Source organism: Streptomyces sp. CB03234 (assembly GCF_001905885.1).
In the GTDB taxonomy this organism is placed as follows: Bacteria; Actinomycetota; Actinomycetes; order Streptomycetales; family Streptomycetaceae; genus Streptomyces.
Window position 1 is genome coordinate 89,621 of sequence record NZ_LIYH01000006.1, and the last position, 25,829, is coordinate 115,449.

Annotated in this window: 25 protein-coding genes, 1 tRNA gene and 1 pseudogene; 10 read left to right on the forward strand and 17 right to left on the reverse strand. The window is 72.8% G+C overall.

What is annotated here, in order from left to right; genetic code table 11:
* Positions 1–139: 139 nt before the first annotated feature.
* Positions 140–1,540: an RNA-guided endonuclease InsQ/TnpB family protein gene (locus tag AMK26_RS26065; protein WP_073757207.1), complete on the reverse strand. Its 1,401-nt coding sequence runs from the start codon at positions 1,538–1,540 to the stop codon at positions 140–142.
* A gap of 153 nt (positions 1,541–1,693) precedes the next feature.
* Here AMK26_RS26065 and AMK26_RS26070 point away from each other — a divergent pair.
* Positions 1,694–1,767 (forward strand) — tRNA-Thr (locus tag AMK26_RS26070).
* Positions 1,768–1,825: 58 nt separating this feature from the next.
* Here the strand turns inward: AMK26_RS26070 and AMK26_RS26075 are convergent.
* Positions 1,826–3,217: an NAD(P)/FAD-dependent oxidoreductase gene (locus AMK26_RS26075; protein ID WP_073757208.1), complete on the reverse strand. Its 1,392-nt coding sequence runs from the start codon at positions 3,215–3,217 to the stop codon at positions 1,826–1,828.
* Positions 3,218–3,269: 52 nt separating this feature from the next.
* Here AMK26_RS26075 and AMK26_RS26080 point away from each other — a divergent pair, with 52 nt between their 5' ends.
* The gene (locus AMK26_RS26080) at positions 3,270–4,166 is read left to right on the forward strand and encodes an aminoglycoside phosphotransferase family protein (protein WP_073757209.1); all 897 of its coding nucleotides are present in this window, start codon (positions 3,270–3,272) and stop codon (positions 4,164–4,166) included.
* 175 nt (positions 4,167–4,341) lie between these two features.
* Here the strand turns inward: AMK26_RS26080 and AMK26_RS26085 are convergent, their stop codons facing one another.
* Positions 4,342–4,947 carry a hypothetical protein gene (locus tag AMK26_RS26085; protein ID WP_073757210.1) on the reverse strand — a complete coding sequence of 202 codons (606 nt, stop codon included), beginning with the start codon at positions 4,945–4,947 and terminating at the stop codon, positions 4,342–4,344.
* 167 nt (positions 4,948–5,114) lie between these two features.
* Between AMK26_RS26085 and AMK26_RS26090 the strand changes: the two genes are divergently transcribed.
* The gene (locus AMK26_RS26090) at positions 5,115–6,344 is read left to right on the forward strand and encodes a helix-turn-helix domain-containing protein (protein WP_073757211.1); all 1,230 of its coding nucleotides are present in this window, start codon (positions 5,115–5,117) and stop codon (positions 6,342–6,344) included.
* A gap of 51 nt (positions 6,345–6,395) precedes the next feature.
* Here the strand turns inward: AMK26_RS26090 and AMK26_RS38750 are convergent.
* Positions 6,396–7,190: pseudogene (locus AMK26_RS38750) on the reverse strand (IS5 family transposase).
* Between the two features lie 61 nt (positions 7,191–7,251).
* On the opposite strand from AMK26_RS38750, the gene AMK26_RS26105 reads away from it, so the two are divergent.
* Complete coding sequence (locus AMK26_RS26105) at positions 7,252–7,722, forward strand: GNAT family N-acetyltransferase (RefSeq protein WP_073757212.1); 471 nt, start codon at positions 7,252–7,254, stop codon at positions 7,720–7,722.
* Here AMK26_RS26105 and AMK26_RS26110 read toward each other — a convergent pair whose 3' ends face one another.
* The 4 genes from AMK26_RS26110 to AMK26_RS26125 form a co-directional block, all read right to left on the reverse strand.
* Entirely contained in the window at positions 7,723–8,601 is an 879-nt protein-coding gene (locus AMK26_RS26110) for a hypothetical protein (protein ID WP_079277823.1), read from the reverse strand.
* 108 nt (positions 8,602–8,709) lie between these two features.
* A complete protein-coding gene (locus AMK26_RS26115; protein ID WP_073757213.1) occupies positions 8,710–9,708 on the reverse strand; it encodes a zinc-binding dehydrogenase in 999 nt (332 codons plus the stop codon).
* A 45-nt stretch (positions 9,709–9,753) separates the two neighbouring features.
* Complete coding sequence (locus AMK26_RS26120; protein ID WP_079277824.1) at positions 9,754–10,908, reverse strand: FAD-dependent oxidoreductase; 1,155 nt, start codon at positions 10,906–10,908, stop codon at positions 9,754–9,756.
* Positions 10,909–11,038: 130 nt separating this feature from the next.
* On the reverse strand, positions 11,039–11,539 hold the full coding sequence (locus tag AMK26_RS26125) for a hypothetical protein (protein ID WP_073757215.1): 501 nt from the start codon (positions 11,537–11,539) through the stop codon (positions 11,039–11,041).
* A gap of 126 nt (positions 11,540–11,665) precedes the next feature.
* Here AMK26_RS26125 and AMK26_RS26130 point away from each other — a divergent pair, with 126 nt between their 5' ends.
* Entirely contained in the window at positions 11,666–12,046 is a 381-nt protein-coding gene (locus AMK26_RS26130) for a Uma2 family endonuclease (protein ID WP_073757216.1), read from the forward strand.
* Positions 12,047–12,059: 13 nt separating this feature from the next.
* Here AMK26_RS26130 and AMK26_RS26135 read toward each other — a convergent pair whose 3' ends face one another.
* Entirely contained in the window at positions 12,060–12,668 is a 609-nt protein-coding gene (locus tag AMK26_RS26135) for a response regulator (protein WP_073757217.1), read from the reverse strand.
* Positions 12,665–13,801 carry a sensor histidine kinase gene (locus tag AMK26_RS26140; protein ID WP_073757218.1) on the reverse strand — a complete coding sequence of 379 codons (1,137 nt, stop codon included), beginning with the start codon at positions 13,799–13,801 and terminating at the stop codon, positions 12,665–12,667. The genes AMK26_RS26135 and AMK26_RS26140 overlap by 4 nt, the downstream gene beginning before the upstream one ends.
* A gap of 78 nt (positions 13,802–13,879) precedes the next feature.
* Between AMK26_RS26140 and AMK26_RS26145 the strand changes: the two genes are divergently transcribed.
* Entirely contained in the window at positions 13,880–14,452 is a 573-nt protein-coding gene (locus AMK26_RS26145) for a GlcG/HbpS family heme-binding protein (RefSeq protein WP_073757219.1), read from the forward strand.
* A 29-nt stretch (positions 14,453–14,481) separates the two neighbouring features.
* The gene (locus AMK26_RS26150; protein WP_073757220.1) at positions 14,482–15,858 is read left to right on the forward strand and encodes a M1 family metallopeptidase; all 1,377 of its coding nucleotides are present in this window, start codon (positions 14,482–14,484) and stop codon (positions 15,856–15,858) included.
* On the opposite strand, the gene AMK26_RS26155 is transcribed toward AMK26_RS26150, so the two are convergent.
* Positions 15,839–16,354, reverse strand: coding sequence for a GNAT family N-acetyltransferase (locus tag AMK26_RS26155; RefSeq protein WP_073757221.1), 516 nt, complete (start codon positions 16,352–16,354; stop codon positions 15,839–15,841). The two genes, AMK26_RS26150 and AMK26_RS26155, sit on opposite strands and share 20 nt — an antisense overlap.
* Positions 16,355–16,410: 56 nt before the next feature.
* Positions 16,411–16,986, reverse strand: a complete 576-nt coding sequence (locus AMK26_RS26160) for a TerD family protein (protein ID WP_073757222.1) — start codon at positions 16,984–16,986, stop codon at positions 16,411–16,413.
* Positions 16,987–17,093: 107 nt separating this feature from the next.
* Here AMK26_RS26160 and arfB point away from each other — a divergent pair, with 107 nt between their 5' ends.
* On the forward strand, positions 17,094–17,531 hold the full coding sequence (arfB, locus tag AMK26_RS26165; RefSeq protein WP_073757223.1) for an alternative ribosome rescue aminoacyl-tRNA hydrolase ArfB: 438 nt from the start codon (positions 17,094–17,096) through the stop codon (positions 17,529–17,531).
* A 639-nt stretch (positions 17,532–18,170) separates the two neighbouring features.
* Here the strand turns inward: arfB and AMK26_RS26170 are convergent.
* Complete coding sequence (locus AMK26_RS26170) at positions 18,171–18,815, reverse strand: flavin reductase family protein (protein WP_079277826.1); 645 nt, start codon at positions 18,813–18,815, stop codon at positions 18,171–18,173.
* 216 nt (positions 18,816–19,031) lie between these two features.
* Here AMK26_RS26170 and cdgB point away from each other — a divergent pair, with 216 nt between their 5' ends.
* Positions 19,032–20,699: a diguanylate cyclase CdgB gene (gene cdgB / locus AMK26_RS26175; protein ID WP_073757225.1), complete on the forward strand. Its 1,668-nt coding sequence runs from the start codon at positions 19,032–19,034 to the stop codon at positions 20,697–20,699.
* Positions 20,700–20,764: 65 nt separating this feature from the next.
* Positions 20,765–21,736 carry a carbohydrate-binding protein gene (locus tag AMK26_RS26180; protein WP_073757226.1) on the forward strand — a complete coding sequence of 324 codons (972 nt, stop codon included), beginning with the start codon at positions 20,765–20,767 and terminating at the stop codon, positions 21,734–21,736.
* Here AMK26_RS26180 and AMK26_RS26185 read toward each other — a convergent pair.
* From AMK26_RS26185 to AMK26_RS26200, 4 genes are all read right to left on the reverse strand, one after another.
* On the reverse strand, positions 21,733–22,608 hold the full coding sequence (locus AMK26_RS26185) for a class II fructose-bisphosphate aldolase (protein ID WP_073757227.1): 876 nt from the start codon (positions 22,606–22,608) through the stop codon (positions 21,733–21,735). The genes AMK26_RS26180 and AMK26_RS26185 overlap by 4 nt on opposite strands.
* A 40-nt stretch (positions 22,609–22,648) precedes the next feature.
* Positions 22,649–23,575: a 1-phosphofructokinase family hexose kinase gene (locus tag AMK26_RS26190; protein WP_073757228.1), complete on the reverse strand. Its 927-nt coding sequence runs from the start codon at positions 23,573–23,575 to the stop codon at positions 22,649–22,651.
* Between the two features lie 118 nt (positions 23,576–23,693).
* Positions 23,694–24,839 carry an N-acetylglucosamine-6-phosphate deacetylase gene (gene nagA, locus AMK26_RS26195; protein ID WP_073757229.1) on the reverse strand — a complete coding sequence of 382 codons (1,146 nt, stop codon included), beginning with the start codon at positions 24,837–24,839 and terminating at the stop codon, positions 23,694–23,696.
* Complete coding sequence (locus AMK26_RS26200) at positions 24,839–25,774, reverse strand: ROK family protein (RefSeq protein ID WP_073757230.1); 936 nt, start codon at positions 25,772–25,774, stop codon at positions 24,839–24,841. The genes nagA and AMK26_RS26200 overlap by 1 nt, the downstream gene beginning before the upstream one ends.
* Between the last annotated feature and the right edge of the window lie 55 nt (positions 25,775–25,829).

Sequence of the window (25,829 nt, forward strand, 5' to 3'; positions counted from 1 at the left end):
GCAGCCCTCGCGGGCAGCACTTCCTGCTTCATCACCCATGGCCGCCCGACCATGGCCCTGAAGGCCACGTCCGGCCGGTCTTACGCAGGCTCCACAGGCATGACGGCCGACGGCCCGTCGGTCCGTGCCTCACTTCAGCTCACGCGACCGGCGCGTACTGCTTCAGCTCAGAGGCCTTGATCACCGACGGCGGCGTCCTACCTGGGGGAAGCGCGGCAGCCGCCAACCAGTACAGCCGCATCCCCTCGTCCCGGAGGTTCACGGCCGCATTCACATCACGGTCGTGCACGACACCGCACTCCCGGCAGGTCCACTCTCGCACCGACACATCCAGACGCGGCCCCTTCACAAGACAGGCCGAGCAACGCCGCGTAGACGGGAAGAACCGGTCCACGACCACCAGCGTCCGCCCGTACCACTCGCACTTGTAACGGAGCTGCCTCAGCAGCTCACCCCACGCCGCATCCCGGATGGCCTGATTCAACTTGGCCTTCCGCCTCCGTCCCTTGCCGACCGCTGGACGCATCAGGTTGGAGATGGGCAGCTTCTCCACCACGAGCACGTGGTTCTCGCGCACGAGGCGGGTGGTGAACTGGTCCAACATGTCCCTCCGGACATCGCTGATGAGCGCGTACAGCTGGGCGATCCGCTGCCGGACCCTCCCTCGGTTCTTCGAACTCTTCTCCTTCCGGTGGAGCTGCCGCTGGAGATCGGCGAGCTGCTTCGCGTACTTCTTCAAAAGACGGGGATGCTCCAGCTTCCTGCCGTCGTCCAGCGTCACCAGAGCAGCCAGCCCCAGATCCAGCCCCACGGCCTTCGGCGCCCGCGAGCCCGGCGCAAAGGCGGCAGGTAGGGGCGTGATCCGCTCCTCCACCAGCATCGACAGGAAATACCGCCCTGCCCGGTCTCTGGTCACGCTCAACCTCACCGGCACCACACCGGCGGGCAGTGCCCTGGACCATCGCACATCGAGCGGAGCCGTCTGCTTGGCCAGCGTCACCAGGCCGGTCCCCGGCCGCTCCGGATCCTCAAGCCAGCGAAAGCCCGTACGAACATAGGTTGCCGAGTCCTGTCTCGTCCGCTTCCTTTTGAAACTCGGGTACTTCGCGGTCTTCCGGAAGAACCGCTGGAATGCCCCGTCCAGGTGGCGCAGGGCCTGCTGGAGGACCGTCGAGGAGATCGCCTGCAGCCACGACGTGGCCTCGGCCCGGCGCCAGCCAGTGAGAGCGCGGCAGGTTTCCGCGAACCCGAGCGATACGCGGTGGCTCTTCCAGGCCTCTGAGCGCAGGGCCAAGCCCTGGTTGTAGACCCAGCGGCAGGCTCCGAACGTCTGCTCCAGCTGTTGGGCCTGTTCAGGTGACGGATAGAAACGGAATCGGTAGGCCCGCTGCCGGGTATCGCATCCTCTGATGCGCGGCTGCATCGGGCCGGACGCACGGCCGTGACGCTCATGCCGGTCGGCGATACCCAGCGCCTCTCGCTTGACGCGCTTGGCCTCTGCGCCGGTGACCCGTACCGGTCCCTCGACCGCATCCGTCATCGCCTTGCCCCCGATTCGATCTACGGAACAGCACTCCAGTGCGTTCAACGAACACCTGGGCGGGAGGTCACGGGTGGGGAACGTCGTGGTCTTGGGATTCGCGTGCTGTGTAGAGTGGGGACGCCCCTCGCGTGCGGCTCTGACGTGCGCGATGCCGCCTTAGCTCAGTTGGCCAGAGCAACGGATTTGTAACCCGTAGGTCGTCGGTTCGATTCCGACAGGCGGCTCCCTGCGCAAGGCCCCGGACGGTATCCGTCCGGGGCCTTTTGCGTGTCCTGTGTGTGCTCAGTGGCGGCCGGAGACGCGGTCGGCGAGGGTGGCGACGCGGTCGGTGGTGGGGGTGTGGGTGGTGGCTTCGCGGCGGTCGGCGGTGCGGTAGGCGGCGTAGAGGGTGTGCACGCCGAGCCAGCGGAGGGGTTCGGGTTCCCAGGGGCGGACCTTGTGGTTGACCCAGGGGAGGGTGGTGAGGTCGGTGGGGCCGGACTGGCCGGAGTCCTGCTGGATCAGGTCGCGGAGGGTGCGGGCGGCGAGGTTGGCGGTGGCGACGCCGGAGCCGACGTAGCCGCCGGCCCAGCCGAGGCCGGTGGAGCGGTCCAGGGTGACGGTGGCGCACCAGTCGCGGGGGACGCCGAGGACGCCGGACCAGGCGTGGGCGATCGACGTGCCGGCGAGCCTGGGGAAGAGGCGGATGAGGATCTCGCGGAGGGCGTCGATGGTGGCGGGCTGGGTGCGGCCGTCGTTGTCGGTCTTCGACCCGTAGCGGTACGGGATGCCTCGGCCGCCCAGCGCGATGCGGTCGTCGGCGGTGCGCTGGGCGTACATGTAGGCGTGGGCCATGTCGCCGAGGGTTTCGCGGCCGGTCCAGCCGAGGTCGTCCCATACGTCCTGGGGCAAAGGCTCGGTGACGATCATGGAGGAGTTCATGGGGAGCCAGGTGCGCTTGTGGCCCTTGATGCTCGCGGTGAACCCTTCGGTGCAGCGCAGGACATAGGGGGCGCGGACCGTGCCGTACGGGGTGATGGCGTGCTTGGGCTTGATCTCGGTGACGGGCGTGGATTCGTGGATGGTGACGCCGAGGGCTTCCACGGTGGCGGCCAGGCCCTTGACCAGCTTGGCCGGGTGGACGCGGGCGCCGTGCGGGGTCCAGGTGGAGCCGACGGCGCCGGTGACGCGGACGCGGTCGGCGGTCTCGCGGGCGCCGTACAGCTCGCGGTCGGTCTCGCCGAAGGCGACCTCGACGGAGTGGAACGCCTTGAGGCGGGCCAACTGGGCGGGCGTGTAGGCGACTTCGAGGACGCCGCCCTGGTGGATGTCGGCGTCGATCTTCTCCTCGGACGCGGTGGTGACGACTTCGGTGACCGTGTCGTTCATCGCCTGCTGGAGGCGTACGGCGGCCTCGTGGCCGTGCGCCTTGGCGTAGCGGTCGCGGCCGGCGATGCCGTTGTAGAGCCAGCCACCGTTGCGGCCGGAAGCGCCGTAGCCGCAGAACTTCCCTTCCAGGACGATGATGTTGAGGAAGGGAACGGCCTTCTTCAGGTAGTACGCGGTCCACAGTCCGGTGTAGCCGCCGCCGACGATGCAGACGTCGGCCGTGGTGTCGCCGGGGAGGGGCTCCCGGGGAGCGGGGGTGCCTTCCTGTGCGTACCAGAACGATATGCCGCCGTTGACGGTGCTCATGTGGTTCCTTGGCTGGTGGTGGGTGTGGACGCGTGTGGCGGGACGTTATCGGATGGGGAGTTCAGTGATCGAGGTTCCGGCGGAACTGGCGCGGGTCCAGAGCGAGATCAACGGCGAGGAGGGCCGGGCGTTCATCGCGGCGCTGCCCGGGCGGGCCGAGCGGTTCCTGGCGGAGTGGGGGCTGCGGCGGACGGGGCCGGTGATGCACGGGTGGTCGGCGCTGGTGCTGCCGGTGGTGGCCGGGGACGGTACCCGTGCCGCGCTGAAGCTGCAGTTGCTGGACGAGGAGAGCGAGGGCGAGGCGCCGGCGCTGCGCGCGTGGGACGGCAGGGGCGCGGTGCGGCTGCTCGCGGATGATCCGGAGACCGGGACGCTGCTGCTGGAGCGGCTGGACGAGGGGCGGCACCTGTCGGCGGTGGAGGACGCGCGGGAGGCGACGCGGATCCTCGCCGAGCTGATGGCGCGGCTGGTGGCGGTGGACGCGCCCGCCGGGATGCGGAGCCTGGGCGACATCGCGGCGGAGATGCTCGACGACGTGCCCGAGGCGGTGGAGGCGCTGGAGAAGGAGGACGACCGGCGGCTGCTGCGGGACTGCGCGGCGGCGGTACGGGAGGTGGCGGGCGAGCCGGGGGACCGGCTGCTGCACTGGGACCTGCACTTCGACAACGTCCTGGCCTCGGACCGGGAACCGTGGCTGGCGATCGACCCCAAGCCGCTGGCCGGCGATCCGGGGTTCGAGCTGCTGCCCTCGCTGTTCAACCGGTTCGACCCGGACGAGGTGCTGTGGCGGTTCGACCTGATGACGGAGGTCCTCGGGCTGGACCGGGAGCGGGCGAGGGCCTGGACGCTGGGGCGGGTGCTGCAGGACTCGCTGTGGGACGTGGAGGACGGGGAGACCGTACTGGAGGGGGAGCGCGTACTGGTGGGGCGGATGCTGCTGGGGCGGTAGTGCTTAGAGACCATCTCATTTGGCGAGTCTGCGGTAGCAGATGAGGGTGCAGGCGATGCTGGTGAAGGCCAGGAAGTGGTCGCCGCCGGCGGAGCAGGTGGGCACGACAGCGGCGCGCCCGGGTTCCGGCCGCGCCGCTGTCGAGCTGTGGTCAGCCCTCGGGGGAGCCCCCGGGTCAGTGGAGCTTGTTGACGGCGGTCTTCGTCGTGGTGCGGAAGGCGGACAGCGGGGCGTCCTCGAGGTCGCCCATCTGGCCCCAGCGGACGAGGGTGACGGTGCGGCCGTCGCGGCCGACGGAGAACAGGTGGATGTCGGAGATGCCGATCTGCGGGTCGGCGGTGTCCAGGCTGTAGACCCAAGCGCCCTCCTCGACGGCGAGCTTGCCGTGGGAGGCGCTGACGGCCTGCAGGCCCGGGTTCTGCTGCTCCAGCAGGGGGCCGCAGCCGGCGAGGGCCCCGCGGAGGGTGTCGACCAGCTTCACGGCGTCGGCCTCGGTACGGGCGACGGTGGTGACCTGGACGCCGTTGGTGTCGAGCTCGGTGCTGAACTCGCGGTAGCGGGTGTTCTGCGCCGGGATCTTGTACGGGGCGCAGAGGACGCCGCCGTTCTCCGGGACGCCGGTGAAGACCTGGGTGGCGGTCCACGGCGTCGACGACGGCGGCATCTGGGAGGCGGCGAGGAAGGCGGGCTGGGCAGCGGCCTGCGCCGGGGCTGTGGCCAGGGCCGCGAGTCCCAGTGCGGCAGCGGCTGCGGTGGCGAGTGCGGTGCGGAGCTTGTTCATGGTGGTGGATCCCCCGTCGGGTCGTTCGTTCGGTCAGTGCTCAACCAGCGTGGGGCCGGCGCCCGCCAGCTGCAACGATCACGCGCCCACCAGCCGTCCCGGAACCATTCCACCCCCGCTGACGTGCAAGGACGTGAAGGATGGGACGCAGGGTCGAGGGGGATGGAATGCCGAAGGACGCCGCCGTCGAGGAGTTCGCGGGGCTCGTGCGCGCGCTGAAGGCGCGGGACGGGAGGAGTTACGAGGCGCTGGGCCGGCGGCTGAGCGTCAGCGCGTCCACCCTCCACCGCTACTGCTCGGGCGCGACCGTCCCGGAGGAGTTCGCCGTGGTCGACCGCCTCGCCCTGCTGTGCGGGGCGGACGAGGAGGAACGGCGGGCCCTGGAGGCGGCCTGGACGGAGGCGGACCGCGCCCGCCGCCGAGCGGCCTCGCCCGCGCCCACGCCTGTGCCGGCCGTGTCGGCCGCGCCGGAATCGAACCCGGAACCGTCCACGCCGGAACCGGGCCCCGGCCCCGCCCCGGACCCGACCACGCCGGACCCGACCGCGCCGGACCCGTCCGCCCCGGACCCGTCCGCGCCGGAGGCGCCCCGCGCCCGCCCCCGTCGTGGCGCCCCCGCTCCCCTCCTCGTCGCCGCCGCCGTCGCCCTCGTCGTGCTCGCCCTCGCCGCCGCCCTGCTCGGCCACCCCACCCGCACGGCTTCCGCCCCCGCTCCCGCTTCCACCGCTCCGGGGCGGACCGCGGCCCCCCTCCCCTTCACCTGGAGCATCGGTTCCCAGCTCTGGGAGGGCGGCTGCGGGCACACCTACCTCGTGGACCGGGCCCCCCGCGCGGTCGCCCCGCCGCCGGTCGCGGCCGACTCCGGGGCGTGGGCCGGGACGCACGGTGCCGTGCACGGCGGGGAGGCGCTGGTGCGGATCACGGTCCAGGGCCGGTCGCCGTCCGACGCCGTCGTCCTCCATGCCCTGCACGTGCGCGTGGTCGACCGCGCCGCGCCGCTGCCGTGGAACGCGTACCGGATGGCCAACGGCTGTGGCGGCGCCGTCACCCCGCGCCACTTCGCCGTGGACCTCGACCGGCCGCGCCCGCTCGCGAGGCCCGTCGACGGCCTTGACGCCTCCGGCGCCGAGGTCCGGAAGATCCCGGCCGTCTCCTTCCCGTACAAGGTCACCTCCTCCGACCCCGAGGAGCTGCTGGTCTCCGCGCGGACGGCGGGCTGCGACTGCCGCTGGTACCTGGAGCTGGAGTGGAGCGCCGGGGGCCGTACGGGGACGGTGCGGATCACGGACGGCGGGAAGCCGTTCCGCACGAGCGGGACCAGGGGAAGGCCGGCGTACGTGCACGACTCCGCCGAAGGGCGCTGGATCACAGACTCGGACTCTGGACAGACCGGGTGACCGATGAGTAACTTCGACTGACATGGGCTGAGCAAGCGCTTAGGGGCCATCTCATTTGGCGAGTCTGCGGTAGCAGATGAGGGTGCAGGCGATGCTGGTGAAGGCCAGGAAGTGGTCGGCTTCGCGCTCGTAGCGGCGGTGGAGGCGGCGGCATCCAGCGAGCCATGCCATCGTGCGTTCCACGGTCCAGCGGTGGCGGCCCAGGCGTTGTGAGGACTCAACTCCCTTGCGGGAGATGCGGTGGGTAATGCTCGCCCGCGTCACCATCGTCGCAGGCGGTTGTAGTCGTAGCCCTTGTCGGCGTGGAGCTTGCCAGGCTTGCGCCGCCGTCGGCCACGGCGCGAGCGGATCGGCGGGATGCCTTTCACGAGAGGGATCAGGGCCTGGCTGTCATGCAGGTTGGCCCCGAGATTCCGACGGAGATGGGCAGACCGGAGCGTTCCGTGATCAGGTGGATCTTCGAGCCGTACTTGCCCCGGTCGACAGGATTCACCTGTCAGGTCCCCCTTTTCAGGGCTCGCATGTTCACCGAGTCGATGGCGCACCGCGACCAGTCCAGCTCGCCATGAGCCCCGAGTTCGTCGAGGACCAGGCGGTGGAGCTGGCCCACACCCTGGCCTTCGACCACTCCGAGAACCGCCGGTGGGCCGTCGCCCCGGACGGGCCGAACGACGCGGAAGGCAACTGCTGCCAGGTGCAGCCCGACGTGGCCACGAACACGATCGCGGCCAGCACCTCCCGGTCACCGTGCCGCCGCCGGCCACCACCTTGCGGCCGCGACGGCGCCTCCGGCACCACCCGCCGGAACAACTCCCACAGCGCGTCCGGCACCAGCCGCTCAACGATCCCCACCAGGACCCACAGAATACCGGTGTAACCAAATGAGATGGCCTCTTAGGCTGCGGTCATGATTCGTAGCGCTGTTGTCGATGACGTACCCGCCCTGTACGCGATGGTCCGTGAGCTCGCCGAGTACGAGAAGGCACTGGACGAGGTGCGGGCGAGCGAGGAGCAGTTCCGGAGGGCGCTGTTCGGTGAGCGGCCCGCGGCGTTCGCGCACATCGCGGAGACGGACGAGGGCCAGGTCGCGGGCTTCGCGCTGTGGTTCCTGAACTTCTCGACGTGGCGCGGGGTGCACGGCATCTACCTGGAGGACCTGTATGTGCGGCCCGAGCTGCGCGGCGGCGGGTACGGGAAGGCGCTGCTGCGGGAGCTGGCGCGGATCTGTGTGGCGCGGGGCTACGAGCGGCTGGAGTGGTCCGTCCTGAACTGGAACACCCCGTCGATCAACTTCTACGAGTCGCTGGGCGCGCGGCCGCAGGACGAGTGGACGGTGTACCGGCTGACCGACGAGGCGCTGGTGGAGCTGGGGTCGTGACTAGGCGCGGTCGCAGGTGACGGTGGGGCCGGTGAGCATTCCGCCGGTGCTCTCCTGTCCCCGGGGCGTCCAGTAGCCCAGCTTGGACACGATGGTGGAGCAGGCGTCCTTGAGGGTGGCGCGGACGGTGACGGTCGTGGGCCGGCCGGGCTGGAGGTCGGTGAGGGCGCAGTCGAGTGCGTACATGCTCCTGGTGGTGGAGGGGTAGCGGCCGGGGAGCGGGTTGACGCAGCGGGGGTCGGACGAGGTGAGCCGGATGCCGGTGGCCTCCTCCCCGATGAGGCCGAGGCGGGCGCTGCCGTCGCCGTGGTCGCTGACGCGGGCGACGGTGTAGGTGAGGGTGGTGGAGGTGCCGGGTTTGAGGGCGCCGTGTTTCACGGCGACGTCGATGCGGTGGGTGGGCCGGGGTTTGGCGTCGGTGAGGGTGACGGTGGCGCGCACGTGGCCGCGCAGGTCGGTCTCGGCCGGTTCGGAGCGTACGTGAACGGTGGCGTCGATGTCGTACGTGCCGGGTCCCGGGTAGTCGGCGCGGCCGGCGAGCGTGCCGGTGGCGGTGGGTTCGGTGGTGGGGCTGTCGGCGCGGTGGGCGGTCCAGGTGCCGGAGGTGCGGCAGACGGGGCGGATTTTGGTGGTGCCCCGGCGGCAGGTGGCGGCGGCCGTCACGGTCATGGTGGTGCCGGTGTTGGTGACGCACAGGGCGATGTCGGCGTACTGGCCGTGCGGGCCGCGGAGGGTGCCGCCGGGGGCGCAGTGGGTGACCGGGCCGGCGGGCGGCGGCGGGGCGGCCTGGGGGGTGGCGTGGGCGGCGGTGACGGTCCACAGCAGCAGCGCGGACAGGGCGCCCAGTGCGTACGGCGTAAGCGGCGGTCTGGTGGTCATCCTTGCCTCCTGGTGGGTGGGCTTGGATGGTGCGGGAGCCGCGTGCCGCGGGGGTTTGCCCCACGCGGGGACTGCGCCGGTTCCGTTACGCCGGTTCACCCGGCGGGGTCAGGGGACCAGGACCACCTTGCCCATCGTGGCGCGGGTCTCCAGGGCGCGGTGGGCGGCGGCCGCTTCGGCGAGCGGGAAGCGCTGGACGGCGGGGCGGAGGCGGCCCGCGGCGGCCTCGGCGAGGGAGCGGAGTTCCAGGGTGCGTACGTCTCCGCCGGCCTTCTGGAGCATGGCCGGGCCCAGGACGTTGACGGAGGTGATGCCGCGGGCGGCGAGCTCGTCGTCGATGAAGGTGAGCGGCTCACCGTCGTGCACGCCCTCGCCCGCCCAGCCGAAGACGACGTGCTGTCCGCCCTTGCCGAGGAGGCCGACGGCGGCGCGGGCGGTTTCGCCGCCGACGGCGTCGAAGACCACGGTGGCGTGCCGGTCACCGAGGTGTGCGCGGACCTGCTCGGGCCAGTCGGGGCGGTTGTAGTCGACGGCGAGGTCGGCGCCGTTGGCCCGGACGCGGGCGGCCTTGTGGGGGCCGCCGGCCAGGCCGATGACGGTGGCGCCGGCGTTCTTGGCGTACTGGACGAGGAGCGTGCCGATGCCGCCGGCCGCCGCGGTGACGACGGCGACGCTGTCCGGGCCGAGGCCGGTGAACTGCAGGATGCCAAGGGTGGTGCGGCCGGTGCCGATCATGGCGACGGCCTGGGCGTCGTCGAGGGCGGGCGGGATCTCGTGGAGCCGGGCGGCGTCGACGACGGCGAGCTCGGCGTAGCCTCCGGGGGCCATGCCGAGGTGGGCGACGACGCGCTTGCCGAGCCAGGCGGGGTCGGTGCCCTCGCCGAGCGTGTCCACCGTGCCGGCGACCTCGCGGCCGGGGACGGTGGGCAGCTCGACGGGGGCGGGGTACGGGCCGGTCATGCCCTGGCGCAGCGCGGTGTCGAGGAGGTGCACGCCGGCCGCGGTGACGGCGATGCGGACCTGGCCGGGGGCGGGGGTGGGGTCGGGGATCTCCTCGTGGGTGAGGTTCTCGGCGGGGCCGAAGGCGTGGAGGCGGATGGCGTGCATGGTGGGCTCTCCTCTGCTGCGGGGTACGGAGAAGAGCTTTCGACCTCAAGCGTGCTTGAGGTCAAGGTGTGCGGCTCTGAGCGCGAGCGTCGCCGCGCGGATGGCGCTGGTGAACGACACCTCCGTCAGTACGCCGGGCGCGGCGACCTGGTCGCCCGCCAGGAGGACGCCGTCGCCGCGGTCGATGGCCGGGCGGTCGCGCCAGGTCGTGCCGGGGTGGTCGACCGCTCCCGTACGGCCGTTGGCGAGGGCCTCGCGGCGCCACAGGGTGCGCTCGCGCCAGCCGGGGAACCCCTTGGCGAGCAGCCGCTCGGCGTGGGCGACGCCGTCCGCCTTCGACTCGTGCGGGGCGATCGGGAACTGGCCCTGGAGCAGCGTCTCGCCGGCCGGGGCGAGGGAGGGGTCCTGGGCGGTGAACCGCTCCAGCCAGCCGGGGGCGTCCAGGTCGGAGATCACGAACGGGTCTTTCCTGTGGGCGCGCAGCGCGAGGTCGAGCAGGACGGTGCGGCCGCTGGGCCAGGTGAGGCTCGGGTCCTTCAGGAGGTGGCGGGCGGCGTCGAGGGAGGTGGCGACGATGACGGGGCCGTCGCGGCCGGGCAGGGTGTCCACGCGGGCGGAGGTCTCGATCCGTACGCCCAGGTTCCAGGCGTGCGCGGCCATCCGGTCGATGACCTCGCCCCAGCCGCCGCGCGGATAGGTGGCCTCGGGCGGCAGGGAGGTGGCGCGGCGGAGCCGCTCCTGCACGAAGCGGGCGGAGAGGGAGCCCGGGTCGTGGTGGAACAGCGCGACGCTCGCGTAGTGCGCGGCGGCGCGGGCGGCGGGGTCGGCGGCCCACGTGGTGAAGTCGGTGTCCACCGGGGCGTGTTCGGGCCTGCGGCGCGCCAGCCGCAGCATGCCCAGGGGCGGGGTGCGGCGCAGCTCGCCGTCCAGGTGGAAGCGGAAGCGGGCGGCCTCGCGGGGCGGGACGGCGGCCACCGGGCCCAGCAGGCCGCGCTGCCGTAGCCAGGACCAGTGCGGGCCGCGGCGGTAGAGGGCGTGGGGGCCTTCGTTGGTGCGGTACGGGCCTTCGGCGGTACGGGCCCGCCCGCCGAGGGTGCGGTGGGCCTCGTGGATGGTGACCTTGGCGCCGGCCTCGGCGGCGGTGATCGCGGCGGTGAGGCCGGCGAAGCCGCCACCGATGATGGTGATGCGGGTGGGCATGGCGTTCCTCCGGGAGGGTGCGTGGTGCTCTCCCAGGAAGGACGAGGGATGGTGGGCGGTCTGTGACATCCGGGGGTGGCCCGGGTCCGGCCGGGGTCCGGCCCGAGGGCGGCCCTGACTCGGACGGACGTCAGGGCAGGCGCGGGAAGCGGGACTGGAGGGTCCAGATCGCCGGGTTGTCGGCGAGGCCGTCGTGCATGTCCGTGAGGTCGGCGATCAGGTCGTGGAGGAAGTCACGCGCCTCCCGGCGCAGGGCCGCGTGGCTGAACGTGAGCGGGGGTTCGTCGGCCGGCATCCAGTCGGCCTCGACGTCCACCCAGCCGAAGCGGCGCTCGAACAGCATCCGGTCCGTGGACTCCGTGAAGTCCAGCTCCGCGTACTGCGGCTGGGAGGCCCGGCTGCCGCGCGGGTCGCGGTCGAGCCGCTCGACGATGTCGCACAGCGCCCACGCGAAGTCGAGGACCGGCACCCATCCCCAGGCTGTGGAGATCTCGCGGTCGGCCTTGGTGTCGGCGACGTACACATCCCCGCAGAACAGGTCGTGCCGCAGCGCGTGGACGTCCGCGTGGCGGTAGTCCGTCTGCGGAGGGTCCGGGAAGCGGCGGGAGAGGGAGTAGCCGATGTCGAGCACGTGGTCGATGGTGTCATGCGGCCTGCGGAAACGTCACCGCGCACACGTTCGGATGAATGGGCTCGGGATCCCGCAGCGGCGGTGGGGCATACGCCGACAGTGTCGCGTTGAGCGAAGGAGGCCACGGTGGCGCTGCCCGTTCCCGAGTACGAGTACGACTACGAGCAGTACGAGTACGACCACGAGAAGAACAGGCGTAGGGCCCGTCTGGTGGATGAGCCGGAGCCGGGTCCCGAGCTGTACCACGCCCAGGACGACGACTCGGACGTCTGCGAGGTCACCTCCCGCTCCACCGCCGCCGACGACCGCGCCAAGAAGATCCTCGGCTACGCCCGCGCCGGAATCCCCGTGTACCTGCTCATCGACCGGCAGGTGGAGGGCGGCGCGATCTTCGTGTACTCCAAGCCCGAGGGCGACTCGTACACGCGTCAGGAGAAGTACACGTTTTCTCAGACCGTCCCCCCGCCCGACCCCCTCGGCTTCGAGCTCGACACCAGCGAGTTATGACACCCCGGGCCCGTCACGGCAGCAGCCGCTGCTCCTTCGCCACCGCCACCGCGCCCGCACGCGTGTCGACGCCCAGCTTGGCGTAGATGCGGCCCAGGTGGGTCTTGACCGTCGCCTCGCTGATGAACAGCGCGCGGGCGATCTCCCGGTTGCCCAGCCCGCGCGCGAGCTGGCCCAGGATGTCCCGCTCACGGGCGGTCAGCGCGGGGGCCGGCGTACGGCGGACGGCGACCGGGGCGGACAGCGCGGTGCGGCCCTGCGCGGCGGCGTGGATGGCGGCGAACAGCTCCTCCGGGCGCTCCGCCTTCAGCAGGTAGCCGGTGGCGCCCGCGCCGATCGCGCGGGTGACGTCGGCGTCCGTGTCGTACGTGGTGAGGACCAGCACCCGGACTCCCGCGACGGCGGAGGCGATACGGCGCGTGGCCTCCACGCCGTCGATACCGGGGCCCAGCTGGAGGTCCATCAGGACGACGTCCGGCTTCAGCTTGGCGGCCATCGCGACGGCCTCCTCACCGCTGCCCGCCTCCCCGACGACCTCGATACCGGGCGCGCTGCCGAGGAGCGCGAGGAGCCCGGCGCGTACGACGGCGTGGTCGTCGCACAGCAGGATGCGTACCGTCACGAGGTCTCCAGGGGGATCGATACGGACAGGACCGTGCCCTCACCGGGCGCGGACTCCACGGTCAGGGTGCCGCCGAGCTGCTCGGCACGCGCCCGGATCGCCGGCAGCCCGTGGCCGCGTACGCCGGAAGACGGCACGGCACCCGGCTCGAAGCCCCGGCCGTCGTCGGCGATGTCCAGGACGACCTGGTCGTCCAGGTACGTGAGGGTCAGCGCGGCCGACGTGGCACGCGCGTGCTCCGCCACGTTCGCCAGGGCGCCCTGCGCGATCCGCAGCAGCGCCGACTGCACCCGCTCCGGCAGGGCGACCGGCGGGCCGTCGACGCGGAAGCCGACCGGGCAACCGGCCGACTCGCGGGCGGCCAGGGTGCGCAGCGCCCGCTCCAGGCCGCCGCCCCCGGCGAGGCCGGCGGGCGCCAGGTCGTGCACGAACCGGCGGGCCTCGGCCAGGCTGTGCTCGGCGATCGACGCGGCGGTACGGACATGGCGGCGGGCGGCCGCCGGGTCGCTGTCCCACGTCCGGTCGGCGGCCTGGAGCAGCATCCGCTGGCTCGACAGGCCCTGGGTGAGGCTGTCATGGATCTCCATCGACAGCCGCTGCCGTTCCGCGAGGGTGCCCTCGCGCCGCTCGGTGGCGGCCAGCCGCTCCGCCTGCCGCTGGGCGTGCACGAACACGGCGGTGGCGATCGCCGCGACGGCGGGCGGGGCGACCAGCAGGTTCGGGTCCAGCTCCCCCTCCGCCAGCTGGAGCTGGGCGGCCACCACGAACACCGTCAGCAGGGCGACCAGCACGAGCGCGGCGCGCGCCGGCAGCGTACGCAGCCCGGTGTAGAACAGCGGGACCGCGCACCACGCGAAGCTCGGCGCCAGCACCACCAGCACCACCCACACCGCGACGACCGTGCACAGCCACACCAGCCGACGCCGCGCCGGGAGCACGTACAGCACCGCGAGCGCCGCCGACAGCGCCACCACCCACGGGCCCAGGTCCAGCCACGGGTGCCGCAGCAGGAACCGCGCCAGCGAGGCGCCGAGCAGCGCGAAGAACGCGGCGTGCATCACCCGGGCCAGCCAGCGGGCGTCGGGGTCGTGCTCCACGTCCACCACTCCTCGTACGGGATTTTCCGGTCCCATCCTCACCCGACCCGGCCGCCCCGGCATCAACCGATCGGCTGACCCGCCACCCCCCGCTCCGGCCCCACGATCGAAGACATGACGAAGCACACCAAGAACAAGATGTCGCTGCGCGCCCGCCTCCTGACCGGCACCGTCGCCGCCGCCGCGCTCGGCGCCGGCACCTTCGGCGCTATGTCCGCCAACGCCGCCGAGCCCGCCCAGGCGCCCGCCACCGTTGCCGCCGACACCGCCCACCCCCGCGACCTGACGCAGTCCACGCACCTGACCATCGACGCCGCCACCCGGGCCGCGCAGGCCACGCTGGACGCCGCCGAGGCCGAGAACCAGCGCGTCACGGTCGCCGTCGTCGACCGCAACGGCAACACCATCGTCACCCTCCGCGGCGACGGCGCCGGCCCGCAGTCCTACGAGTCGGCCATCCGCAAGGCCTTCACCGCCGTGTCCTGGAACGCCCCGACCTCCGAGCTGGCCAAGCGCCTGGAGAGCGCCCCGAACCTCAAGGACATCCCCGGCACCCTGTTCCTCGCCGGCGGCGCCCCCGTCACCACCAAGGGCGCGCCCATCGCCGGCATCGGCGTGGCCGGTGCGCCCAGCGGCGCCCTGGACGAGAAGTTCGCCCAGGCGGGTGTGGCCGCGCTCACCCGCTGACGCGCCCATTCCGCCCATACGATCACGGAGTGGACCCACGCCGCTCCCGAGCCCTCGCCGCCGTACTCCTCGCCGCCACCCTCACCGGCTGCACCGGAGGCGGCGAGGGCGGCGGCGGCGAGCCGGGCGCGGCCGGACTCGGCGACCCGTACTTCCCCGAGCTCGGCAACGGCGGCTACGACGTACGCCACTACGCCCTGACCCTCGCCTACGAGCCGCGCACCGGCCGCCTCACCGGCACCGCCGACATCACCGCCCGCGCCACCCAGACCCTCAGCGCCTTCAACCTCGACCTCACCGGCCTCACCGTCCACGGCGCCACCGTCGACGGCGCGCCCGCCACCGTCCACCGCTCCGGCTCGGAGGTCACGCTCCGCCCCGGCGCCGGCCTGAGGAGCGGCGACACCTTCCGTACCGTCATCCGCTACTCCGGTACGCCGGTCACCCTCACCGACGCCGAAGGGGCGCGCGAAGGATGGCTGCGGACCTCCGACGGGGCGGTCGCGCTCGGCGAGCCGACCGGCTCCACCACCTGGTTCCCCGGCAACCACCACCCCTCCGACAAGGCCACGTACGCCCTCACCGTCACCGTCCCCAACGGCCTGCAGGCCATCTCCAACGGCGAGCCGGCGCCCCACCGGCCCAGCGGCGACCGCACCACCTTCACCTGGCGCTCCACCGAACCGATGGCGAGCTACCTCGCGACGCTCGCCATCGGCCGGTACGAGACGAAGACCTCCCGCACCCCCGACGGCATCCCCGTCCACACCGCCGCCCGGGGAAACGCGCCCCTCCTCGCCCGGATCCCCGAGCTACTGGCATGGGAGACGAAGAGGTTCGGCCCCTACCCCTTCACCTCCACCGGCGCGATCGTCGACCCGCAGATCGACGTCCAGTACGCGCTGGAGACCCAGAGCAGACCGTTCTTCGACAAGAACACCTTCGACGCCTCCACGCTCGTGCACGAACTCGCCCACCAGTGGTACGGCAACTCCGTCTCGCCCGAGTCCTGGCGGGACATGTGGCTGAACGAGAGCTTCGCGACCTACGCGGAGTGGCTGTACGCCGAGGACTTCGCGGACACGCCCGCCCAGGACAGCTTCGACGAGGCGTTCGCCGACGACGACAACTGGGCGTTCCCGCCCGCCGACCCGCCCACGGCCGCCGACATCTCGGGACCGCCCGTGTACGGGCGGGGCGCGATGGTCCTGCACAAGATCCGCCAGGCCGTCGGCGACGACACCTTCTTCGGCATCCTGCGCGGGTGGGCGGCGAAGCACCGGCACGCCAACGCCTCGACGGAGGACTTCGTCACCTACGTGGAAGACGAAGCGGGCGAGGAACTCACCACGGTGTGGGACACCTATCTGTACGGCGATGGCCGCCCTACAGGGCCTTCCGCATGACGACGCAGTCACGGCCGCGCCGCCGGTCCGGGCGGCGGCCGATCTCCTCGTAGCCGAGGGCGGACCAGAAGGCGAGGGCCCTGTCGTTGTTCTCCAGCACGGCCAGCTTCACACCCCTCCTGCCCAGCGCCCGGAACCGCTTCTCGACGATCTCCGCCAGCTCGCGGCCGAAGCCCACCCGGTGGTCACGGGCGTGCACCATCAGCAGGCCGATCCACGGGTCGGGGTCGTCGGGGTCCTCGGGGTGGTGGGCACGGGTCACCGACACACCGATGACGTGCCCCGCCGAACGGGCCAGCAGCACCTCGGTGTCCCGGTGGGACAGCTCCTCGGCGAGCGAGGCGGCGACCTGCTCCGACCGGATGTCGTCGGGGTCCGGGAAGTCCCCGCTGAGCTGCTGGAACTCCCGGTTGGACGCGTACAGCTCGGTGAGCTCGGTGAGGAGCGGGCCGGGCAGCGCGCCGTCCTCGCCGACCTCCAGCGGTTCGACGATCATGCGGAAACAGTAGGGCCCCGGCGTTCGACGCCGGGGCCGCCACGGTGCTACGCGTGTCAGATGTTCACGCCGAAGTCGCGGGCGATGCCCTCCAGGCCGGAGGCGTAGCCCTGGCCGACCGCGCGGAACTTCCACTCGGCGCCATTGCGGTACAGCTCGCCGAAGACCATGGCGGTCTCGGTCGCGGCGTCCTCGCTCAGGTCGTAGCGGGCGATCTCGGCGCCGCCGGCCTGGTTGACGATCCGGATGTAGGCGTTGCGGACCTGGCCGAAGTTCTGCGAGCGGTTGACCGCGTCGTAGATGGAGACCGGGAAGACGATCTTGTCGACGTTGGCCGGCAGACCCGCCAGGTTCACGTTGATCTGCTCGTCGTCGCCGCCGCCCTCGCCGGTGCGGTTGTCACCGGTGTGGACGATGGTCTGGTCCGGGGTGGACTTGTTGTTGAAGAACACGAAGTGTGCGTCCGACGCGACCTTGCCGGCGGCGTCGACGCCGATCGCCGAGGCGTCGAGGTCGAAGTCGGTACCCGTGGTGGTACGGACGTCCCAGCCGAGGCCCACAGTGACGGCGGTCAGACCCGGCGCCTCCTTGGTCAGCGAGACGTTGCCGCCCTTGGACAGGCTTACAGCCATGGAAAGTCCCTTTCGTCGTCCGTACGTCGTACCGGATAACGCGCGGCACCCCGACCTGGTTCCATGAACCGAAAACGGGGTGACGTGACCGCGTCCGGACAGGGACCATGGAGGACATGTCCGGTCCCTATGTCATCCGCGGTTCGGTCTGCCTGCCGGAGGCCGAGCTCATGTGGCGTTTCTCCAGGTCGTCCGGGCCGGGCGGGCAGCACGTCAACACCAGCGACTCCCAGGTGGAGCTGCGCTTCGACCTGGCGCGTACGGAGGCGCTGCCGCCGGTCTGGAAGGACCGCGCGCTGGACCGGCTGGCGTCCAGGCTCGTGGGCGGCGTGCTCACCGTACGCGCCTCGGAGCACCGCTCGCAGTGGCGCAACCGCGAGACGGCGGCGGTGCGCCTGGCGTCCCTGCTGGCGGAGGCGACGGCCCCGCCGCCGAAGCCGCGGCGGGCGACGAAGGTGCCGCGCGGCATCAATGAGCGGCGCCTCCGGCAGAAGAAGCAGCGCGCCGAGACGAAGCGGGGCCGCTCGTCGCGCGACTGGTCCTGACGGACCCCGTCCCCCACCGGCCCGCAGTCGCCCTCCGGCGCAGGCGGGCCCGTGCCCACCACCCCCGGTCCGCAGTCGGCCACCGGCCGGGGCGGGGCCGTGCCTCCGTCTCCCACCGGCCCGCAGTCGGCCACCGGCCGGGGCGGGGCCGTGCCTCCGTCTCCCACCGGCCCGCAGTCGGCCACCGGCCGGGGTGGGGCCGTGCAGGGTCGCCCCCGCAGAGGTTGGCGGCTCCGAAAGGGCTCCCTTGCAACCGCCCAAGGCCGCCGGCCTCGAGGAGGTGAGCCCGGAGGGGCCCCGCCCCCCCCACGCACCGGGGGTAGCCGCCGCGCGGGCACCGCGCCGGGGCGAACCGGGTAAGGGCACCGCCCCGGGGGGCACCGAGAAAGGGCGCCGCCCCGGTCCCGTTGTGCCCACCCGTCCCGCCCCAGCGGGACGAATGCCCACAAAGGGGGGCGGAGGGCGGCGGGCGGCGGGGCGACTGCCCACGGCGGGGGGCGGAGGGTGGCGGGGCGGCTGCCCACGGCGGGAGGGGGCGGCGGGGCGGCCGCCCGCAACGGGGACCGCCGGGGCGACTGCCCACGGCGGGGGCGGCGGGGCTGGCCACGGCGGGGGTTTCGGGGGCGGCGGCCCACGAGGTCAGGACAGGTGGCGGTAGTTGCCCTTGAAGTAGGTGAGGGGCGCGCCGTCGGTGCTTGGGAAGGCGACGGCGATGACCCGGGCGATGACCAGGGTGTGGTCGCCCGCCACCACGCGCTGTTCCGTACGGCACTCCAGCGTCGCCAGCGACCCGCCCACCAGCAGCGCGCCGCTCGCCTCACCGCGCGTGGTGGGGATGTCCGCGAACAGCAGCCGGTCGCTGACCCGGCCCTTCATCGCGAACCGGCCCGCGATCTGCCGCTGGCCGTCCGACAGGATCGAGACGCCCCACAGCGGCTGCTCGGCCAGCAGGTCGTCCATGCGGGAGCCGTTGCGGAGGCTCACCAGCACCAGGGGCGGGTCCAGGGACACGGACATGAAGGCCGTCGCCGTCATGCCGACGTCCTCGCCGCGGGGGCCCTCGTCCGCGTCGTGGGCCGTCACCAGCACCACACCGGCGGCCAGCCGGGACATCGCGGCCCGGAACTCGTCGTTGCTCACCCCCTCAGGATGAGGGACGGCAGGGGCGGGAGGGTGGGTGGTCGTCGGCAGCACACCGGGAACGCTAACGCCGCGCCCGCCGCGCCCGCATCGGGCGAAGGGACCAGCCCTGGGTCCTAGGACCACCCCGGGCCGTGGCCCCATACTGTGCGTTCGCAAGAAGTTCAGCGGCCGGTCACCCGCAGTTCGGCCGCCTTCCGCAACCAACATCATCCTTTGTGACTTGAGTCACAGAGCGCAGGTTTTGTTGACCCTGTGTACCTGGGGCACAGCTCGCTGTGATTCAGTGGCGGTGACAGTGCAACACGAGCGCCGATGAGAACCCTGGAGTTGCTGTCGAGGTCTCGGGGAGAGCGAGCAATGGAGACCGAGTCGGAGCCGTACGTCCGTCTTGCGACCCTGCGGCAGCTGCATCAGGTCGTCGCCAACCTCAACACGGCCCGCAGTCTGGCCGACACGCTGCAGACCGTCGCCGACGGCGTCACCGCCGGTCTCGGCTACGAGCTGGCCTGTGTGAACCTCGTCCGCCCCGACGGTGACCTGGTCGTCGCCGCCTTCGCCGGCAGCCCCGCCGCCGAGGCTCTCATCACCGGCAGGGTCGGCTCCCGCGCCTCCTGGGAGCGCCGCCTGAGCATGGGCGAGGCCTGGGGCGAGCTGCGCTTCATCCCGCACACCGAGGGCTGGGTCCTGATAGAGGACGACGTGCCCCAGTGGCACACCGACGGCCCCGAGCCCCGCTTCGAGGACGAGTGGCACCCGCGCGACCGCCTCTACGCCCCCATGTACGCGTCCGGCAGCGGCCGCGAGCTCCTCGGTGTCATCTCCGTCGACCGCCCGCGTAACGGCCGCCGCCCCGGCCCCTGGGGCCAGGAGGCGCTCCAGATGTACGCCTCCCAGGCGGCCATCGCGATCAGCAACGCCCGCCTCCGCGCCAACATGCAGCGCGCCCTGGTCCGCCTGGAGCGGGAGCAGCAGGCGCTGCGCGCCAGTGAAGAGTCGTTCCGCCAGGCCTTCGAGTACGCGCCCTCCGGCATGGCCATCGCCGAGATGGGCGGCGACCAGCACGGCCGGCTGCTGCGCGCCAACGACGCCCTGTGCCGGCTGCTGGGCCGCCCCGCCTCCGTGATGCGCCGGTACTCCTTCGCCGACCTCGTCCACCCCGAGGACATCGGCACCCTGCTGCGCACCTCCGCCGAGGGCGGCCGCGCCGAGCTGCGCCTGGCCCGCCGGGACGGCACGTACGTGTGGGTGTCGCTGCGCAACTCGGTGGTCGCCGACACCGCCGACGGGCCCCGCTTCCTCCTCACCCACGTCGAGGACATCGAGGAGCGCAAGCGCCACGAGCTCCAGCTCGCCCACCGCGCCTCGCACGACGCGCTGACCGGGCTGCCCAACAGCGCCGAGCTGCGCGCCCGCCTCAGCTCCCGGCTGTGCTCCCGCCCCCACGCGGTCCGCGCGACGGCGGCCGGGACGCACGAGGTCGACAGCTACGACAGCGGTGACTACGAGTACGGCGAGCACGCCTACCGGGGCGACGGCTTCGACTTCGGCGCCGGTGCGGACGGCGGCGCGTACGACCACCATGTGCACGCCGTCGCGCCCGCCGGTGACAGAGAGGTCGACGACGGGACGAAGGGCCTCGCCGTCCTCTTCTGCGACCTCGACGGCTTCAAGTCGATCAACGACCGGTTCGGGCACCACACCGGTGACGCCGTGCTCATCGAGGTGGCGCGCCGCCTGACCGCCGGGGTGCGGGACGGGGACACCGTCGCCCGGCTCGGCGGTGACGAGTTCGTCGTCCTCGCCGACGGGCTCGGCGCGGCCGACGCCGCCGACCTGGCCGTACGCCTCCGCAACGCGATCATCCCGCCGATCCGGGTGGACGGGCGCGCGGTGCGGGTGGGGGCCAGTTTCGGGATCGGCTGGGCCGAGTGCGGAATGTCCGTCGAAGAGGTGCTGAACTCCGCTGACCAGCGCATGTACATCGAGAAGCGCTCCCGCTCGAAGGTTCACCGCCGGGCGGGCTGAGCCGTTCGGGGTAGGCTCGCCCGGGTCGGTGACCGCTGGCGAGCAGGGATGAGGAGTGACCAGGGATGGCTGCCGGTAATAACGGCAACGGCGCGGGCACGCCCGAGGACGACGATCCGTTCGGCTACCTGTACGCGGACGGACAGGCGGCGGGCGCGCAGGCGCCGCGCCAGGGCGGCGGCTACGGCTACCCGGGTCCGGCCGCTCAGCCGGGGGTGCCCAGAACGTCGTACAACCAGGTCAGGGCGGTCGGCGAGCGGCAGTACGGGCAGGTGCCGCAGCAGCAGTACCAGCAGCAGTACGCCCAGCCGAGCCCCCAGTACGCGGCCCCCGAGACCTACCCGGGTGGCGGCGGCGACCGGACCCGCCCGGTGCCCCAGGCCCAGCCGCCGCAGCGCGGCGGCGGTGGCCGGAGCGGCGGCCCCAACACCAAGGGCCTGCTGATCGGCGCGCTCGCGGTCGTCGCGGTCGTGGTGACCGGAATCACGGTCGCCGTCCTGACGAACAGCGGCTCGGACGGCAAGGGCGACCCCACCGCCGGCCAGTCCGCTCCCGCGACCTCCGTACAGGAATCCCCGACGGCGAAGCCCTCGAAGTCCGCCGAGGAGCCGGTCGAGCTGCCCAAGCAGGACGCGGCGACGCTCCAGCTGGGCGGCCCGGCGACGCTGGGCAAGGACGTCAAGGGCGCGAAGGGCGCCGACGGCGCGTACGTGATGTTCAACGGCACCGGCGGCTCGGCGAGCTGGACGGTGGAGGTGCCGAAGGACGGCGACTACACGCTGTTCCTGACGTACGGCGTGCCCGGCAAGGACGCCAAGACCTCGCTGTCGATCAACGGCGAGCAGCCGCGCAAGATCAACATGTCCAACTTCGCCCGCGCGGCGGAGGGCGACTGGGAGAAGGGCTGGACCAAGACCTACTCCTGGGTCACGCTCAAGAAGGGCGTGAACACGATGAAGATGTCGTGCGAAGAGGGCAACCAGTGCGAGGCCTACCTGGACCAGGTCTGGCTCAAGGAAGGCCACGTCAGCGGCTAGCCCCCGGCCGGCCGGCCCCCGGGCTGTGCCACGACTTCCAGGAAGTGGGCGACCGTCGCGGTCATCGCCTCGCGCGCCGGGGTGAGGTACTTGCGGGGGTCCACCGTGTCCGGGTGGGCGTCCAGGAACGCCCGCACCGCACCGGTGAAGGCCGTGTTCAGGGCCGTACCGATGTTGATCTTGGTCATGCCGGCCGCGATCGCCGCGCGGAGCTCGTCGTCCGGGACGCCCGAGGAGCCGTGCAGGACCAGCGGGACGGGCACGGCGTCGCGCAGGGCGGCGATCAGGGCGTGGTCCAGGGTGGCGGTGCGCCGCGTCATCGCGTGGGTGGAGCCGACCGCGACGGCCAGCGCGTCGACGCCGGTGTCCGCCACGTACGCGGCGGCCTCCGCCGGGTCGGTCCGGACGCCCGGGGTGTGCGCGTCCAGCGGCGGCTCGCCGTCCTTGCCGCCGACCTCGCCCAGCTCGGCCTCGACCCACATGCCCCGCTCGTGGCCCCACCGCGCGGCCTCGGCGGTCGCCTTGACGTTGTCGCCGTAACTCAGTTTCGACGCGTCGAACATCACCGAGCCGAAGCCCTCGGTGTGCGCGGCGCGCAGCAGGTCCGGGCTGACCACATGGTCCAGGTGCAGGCCCAGCGGCGCGGCGGACGCGCGGGCGACGGCGGCAGCGGCGGCCGCGACGGCGGACAGGTCGCCGCCGTGGAACCTCACGGCGTTCTCGGAGATCTGGAGGATCGCGGGCCGCCCCACCCGCTCAGCCCCCGCCGCGATCGCCTCCGCGTGCTCCAGGGTGATGACGTTGAACGCGGCGACGGCGCCCTGCGCGGACCTGGCCCGGGCGATCAGTTCGCCGGTGGGGACGAGGGGCATGTGCGGTACCTCCGTTGAGTCCGTCGAGCGGCTGGGTCCGTCAAGCGGCCGTGGCGTGCTCCGTCACCGTGACCCGGGGAAGCAGTTCCCGGTACGTCGTCATGTCGAACTCGCCCGCCGCCGGCGCCAGGACCGTCGCCGCCGACAGGGCCACCGCCCGCGCCAGCCGCTCCGGCCACGCCGCGCCCTCGACCAGGCCGGCCAGCAGGCCCGCCACCGCCGAGTCGCCCGCGCCGGTCGGGTTGCCCTGCACGGGCGCGGGCGGGGCCGCCCGCCAGGTGCCGTCCGGGGTGACCGCCAGCAGCCCGTCCGGGCCGAGCGAGGCGACCACGGCGTGGGCGCCCCGGCGGCGGGCGTCGCGCGTGGCGCGCAGCGGCTCCCGGGCGCCGGTGAGCCGGGCCAGCTCCTCCGCGTTGGGCTTGACCAGGTCGGGGCGGGCGGCGATGCCCCGGCGCAGCGGCTCGCCGCTGGTGTCCAGCAGGACCGGGACGGACGCGGCACGGGCGTGACGGACCAGTTCCGCGTACGCCCCGACGTGGATGCCGGGCGGCAGGCTGCCGCACAGGGCGACGGCGTCGGCGTCCCGTACCAGCTCCCGGTACACGTGGAGGAAGGCCGACCAGTCGGCGGGGTCGAGCGTCGGGCCCGGCTCGTTGAGCTGGGTGGTGTCGCCGGTCGAGGCATCGACGACGGCGACCGTGCGGCGCGTGGTGCCGGCGACCGGGACGAGCGCGTCGCGCACGGGCAGCGGGGCGAGCAGGCCGCGCAGTACGTCGCCGGTGGGGCCGCCCGCGAAGCCGGTGACCACGGTGTCGTGGCCGAGTGCGGCGAGGACGCGGGCGACGTTGACGCCCTTGCCGCCGGGGCGTTCGGCGACGTCGGTGACGCGGTGCGAGGTGTGCGGGGTGAGGGCATCGACCTTGTAGGTGATGTCGAGCGCGGTGTTGAGCGTGACCGTCAGGATCACCCGTCACACCCCCGGATCGTCTCTGCTCGCTTGCGCTTTCGGGCCCTGATCATGCCAAACCGAAAGGCGGTTGGCCCAGACCCCTGGCCCAACCGCCTTGCAGTAATTCGATCAGAAATCAGCCCAGTTGGGGCTCAACCACCCATTCGCCCTTACGCATGACGCCCACCAGGGTGAATTCCTTGTCCAGGACCACCAGATCGGCGTCCTTGCCCGGCTCCAGGGAGCCGACCTTGTCGTACACGCCGAGCAGCTTCGCCGGGTTGGCGGACACCGCCCGCACGATCGACTCGACGGGCAGCCGGTCGATGGTCGCGGCCCGCCGGAACGCGGTGTCGAGGGTGAGCGTGGAGCCCGCGATCGAGCCGCCCTCCACCAGCCGGGCGACGCCGTCGCGGACCTCCACCTCCAGCGGGCCGAGGTGGTACACGCCGTCCCCGAAGCCCGCCGCGTCCATCGCGTCCGTGATGAACGCGACGCGCTCGGCGCCCGCGTGATGGAACGCCAGCTCCAGGGCGGCCGGGTGCAGGTGCGTACCGTCGTTGATCAGCTCGACGGTGACCCGCTCGTCCTCCAGCAGCGCGGCGATCGGGCCGGGCGCGCGGTGGCCGAGGACCGGCATCGCGTTGTAGAGGTGCGTGGCGACGGTGGCGCCCGCCTCGATCGCCTCGATCGTCTGCTCGTACGTGGCGTCCGTGTGCCCGATCGCGGCGATGACGCCGTGCTCGGCCAGCAGGCGTACGGAGTCGATGCCGCCGGGCAGCTCGGTGGCGAGGGTGACCATCTTGGCGTGGCCGCGCGCCGCGTCGATCAGCTTGCGCACCTCGGCCGGGTCGGGGTCGCGCAGCAGCGCCTCGCTGTGGGCGCCCTTGCGGCACGGCGAGATGAACGGCCCCTCGAAGTGGATGCCCGCGATGTCGCCCTGCTCGGCCAGCTCCGACAGCTCGCCCGCGCGGTGCGCGAGGAAGTCCATCTCACCGGTGACGGTCGACGCGACGACGGTCGTGGTGCCGTGCAGCCGGTGCGTGTGGACGCCCCGGAGGACCTCCTCCACGGTCCCGGACGTGAACGACGCGCCGCCGCCGCCGTGGTTGTGCATGTCCACGAAGCCGGGCACGACCCAGTGCCCGGTGAGGTCGACGGCCGGGGCGTCCGCCGGGGCGTGGCCCGTGATCCGGCCGTTCTCGACGATCACCCGCCCGTTGTCCACGGTCCCGGTCGGCAGCACCACGCGGGCGCCGGCGAGAACCTTGTGATCGGCCATCAGGCGGATACCTCCGAACTGGCGAGTAGGTCCCAGGCGAGCAGGCCCGCGCCCAGGCATCCGGCGGTGTCCCCAAGGGCCGCCGGCACGATGGCGGGCAGCTTCTGGAACGTCACGCGCTCCTCGACGGCCGCCCGAAGGGGTGTGAACAACGTTTCCCCGGCCTCGGCGAGACCGCCACCGATGATGAGCGTGCGGGGGTCCAGCAGGGTGAGCGCGGTGACCAGCCCGTCGGCGAGCGCGTCGACCGCGTCCCGCCACACCCGTACGGCCCGCTCGTCGCCCGACTCGACGGCCTTGGCGCAGTCCGCCGCGTCCGCCTCCGGATCGCCGCTCGCCGCCGCCCACGCGCGGCTCACCGCGGCCGCCGAGGCGAGCGTCTCCAGGCAGCCGCGCTGCCCGCAGCCGCACGCGGGGCCGCCGGGGCGCACCACGATGTGGCCGATCTCGCCCGCGTACCCGTGCGCGCCCGCCTCGATGGCGCCGCCGATGCCGATCGCGCCCGCGATGCCGGTGCCCAGCGGCACGAACAGGAACCGGTCGGCGCCCTTGCCCGCGCCCACCCGCCCCTCGGCGAGCCCGCCGGTGCGGACGTCGTGCCCGAGGGCGACCGGCAGCCCGCCGAGCCGCTCGCCGAGCAGGGCGCGCAGCGGTACGTCGCGCCAGCCGAGGTTCGCCGCGTACACCGCGAGGCCCCGGTCCGGGTCGACGATGCCGGGCACGGCGACACCGGCGGCGACGGCCGCCGTGCCGTACCGCTCGCGGCCGTGGGCGTGCAGCTCGGCGGCGAAGCCGAGGATGGACTCCACGACCGCGTCGGGGCCGCGCTCCCGGCCGGTCGCCCGGCGCGCCTCGTACAGCAGGGCCCCGTCGGCTCCGACCAGGGCGGCTTTCATCCCGGTGCCGCCCACATCGAGGGCGATGACGTGTCTCACAAGAGACAGTGTCGCTCGTGAACCCGTGAAAGGTCTAGTCCACTTCGGTGGATTG

Coding starts and splice junctions, on each gene's coding strand:
- AMK26_RS26065 (WP_073757207.1), bottom strand. CDS start 1,540: ATGACGGATGCGGTCGAGGGACCGGTACGGGTCACCGGCGCAGAGGCC.
- AMK26_RS26075 (WP_073757208.1), bottom strand. CDS start 3,217: ATGAGCACCGTCAACGGCGGCATATCGTTCTGGTACGCACAGGAAGGC.
- AMK26_RS26080 (WP_073757209.1), top strand. CDS start 3,270: ATGGGGAGTTCAGTGATCGAGGTTCCGGCGGAACTGGCGCGGGTCCAG.
- AMK26_RS26085 (WP_073757210.1), bottom strand. CDS start 4,947: ATGAACAAGCTCCGCACCGCACTCGCCACCGCAGCCGCTGCCGCACTG.
- AMK26_RS26090 (WP_073757211.1), top strand. CDS start 5,115: ATGCCGAAGGACGCCGCCGTCGAGGAGTTCGCGGGGCTCGTGCGCGCG.
- AMK26_RS26105 (WP_073757212.1), top strand. CDS start 7,252: ATGATTCGTAGCGCTGTTGTCGATGACGTACCCGCCCTGTACGCGATG.
- AMK26_RS26110 (WP_079277823.1), bottom strand. CDS start 8,601: ATGACCACCAGACCGCCGCTTACGCCGTACGCACTGGGCGCCCTGTCC.
- AMK26_RS26115 (WP_073757213.1), bottom strand. CDS start 9,708: ATGCACGCCATCCGCCTCCACGCCTTCGGCCCCGCCGAGAACCTCACC.
- AMK26_RS26120 (WP_079277824.1), bottom strand. CDS start 10,908: ATGCCCACCCGCATCACCATCATCGGTGGCGGCTTCGCCGGCCTCACC.
- AMK26_RS26140 (WP_073757218.1), bottom strand. CDS start 13,801: ATGGGACCGGAAAATCCCGTACGAGGAGTGGTGGACGTGGAGCACGAC.
- AMK26_RS26145 (WP_073757219.1), top strand. CDS start 13,880: ATGACGAAGCACACCAAGAACAAGATGTCGCTGCGCGCCCGCCTCCTG.
- AMK26_RS26155 (WP_073757221.1), bottom strand. CDS start 16,354: ATGATCGTCGAACCGCTGGAGGTCGGCGAGGACGGCGCGCTGCCCGGC.
- AMK26_RS26160 (WP_073757222.1), bottom strand. CDS start 16,986: ATGGCTGTAAGCCTGTCCAAGGGCGGCAACGTCTCGCTGACCAAGGAG.
- arfB (WP_073757223.1), top strand. CDS start 17,094: ATGGAGGACATGTCCGGTCCCTATGTCATCCGCGGTTCGGTCTGCCTG.
- AMK26_RS26170 (WP_079277826.1), bottom strand. CDS start 18,815: ATGGGGCCACGGCCCGGGGTGGTCCTAGGACCCAGGGCTGGTCCCTTC.
- cdgB (WP_073757225.1), top strand. CDS start 19,032: ATGGAGACCGAGTCGGAGCCGTACGTCCGTCTTGCGACCCTGCGGCAG.
- AMK26_RS26180 (WP_073757226.1), top strand. CDS start 20,765: ATGGCTGCCGGTAATAACGGCAACGGCGCGGGCACGCCCGAGGACGAC.
- AMK26_RS26185 (WP_073757227.1), bottom strand. CDS start 22,608: ATGCCCCTCGTCCCCACCGGCGAACTGATCGCCCGGGCCAGGTCCGCG.
- nagA (WP_073757229.1), bottom strand. CDS start 24,839: ATGGCCGATCACAAGGTTCTCGCCGGCGCCCGCGTGGTGCTGCCGACC.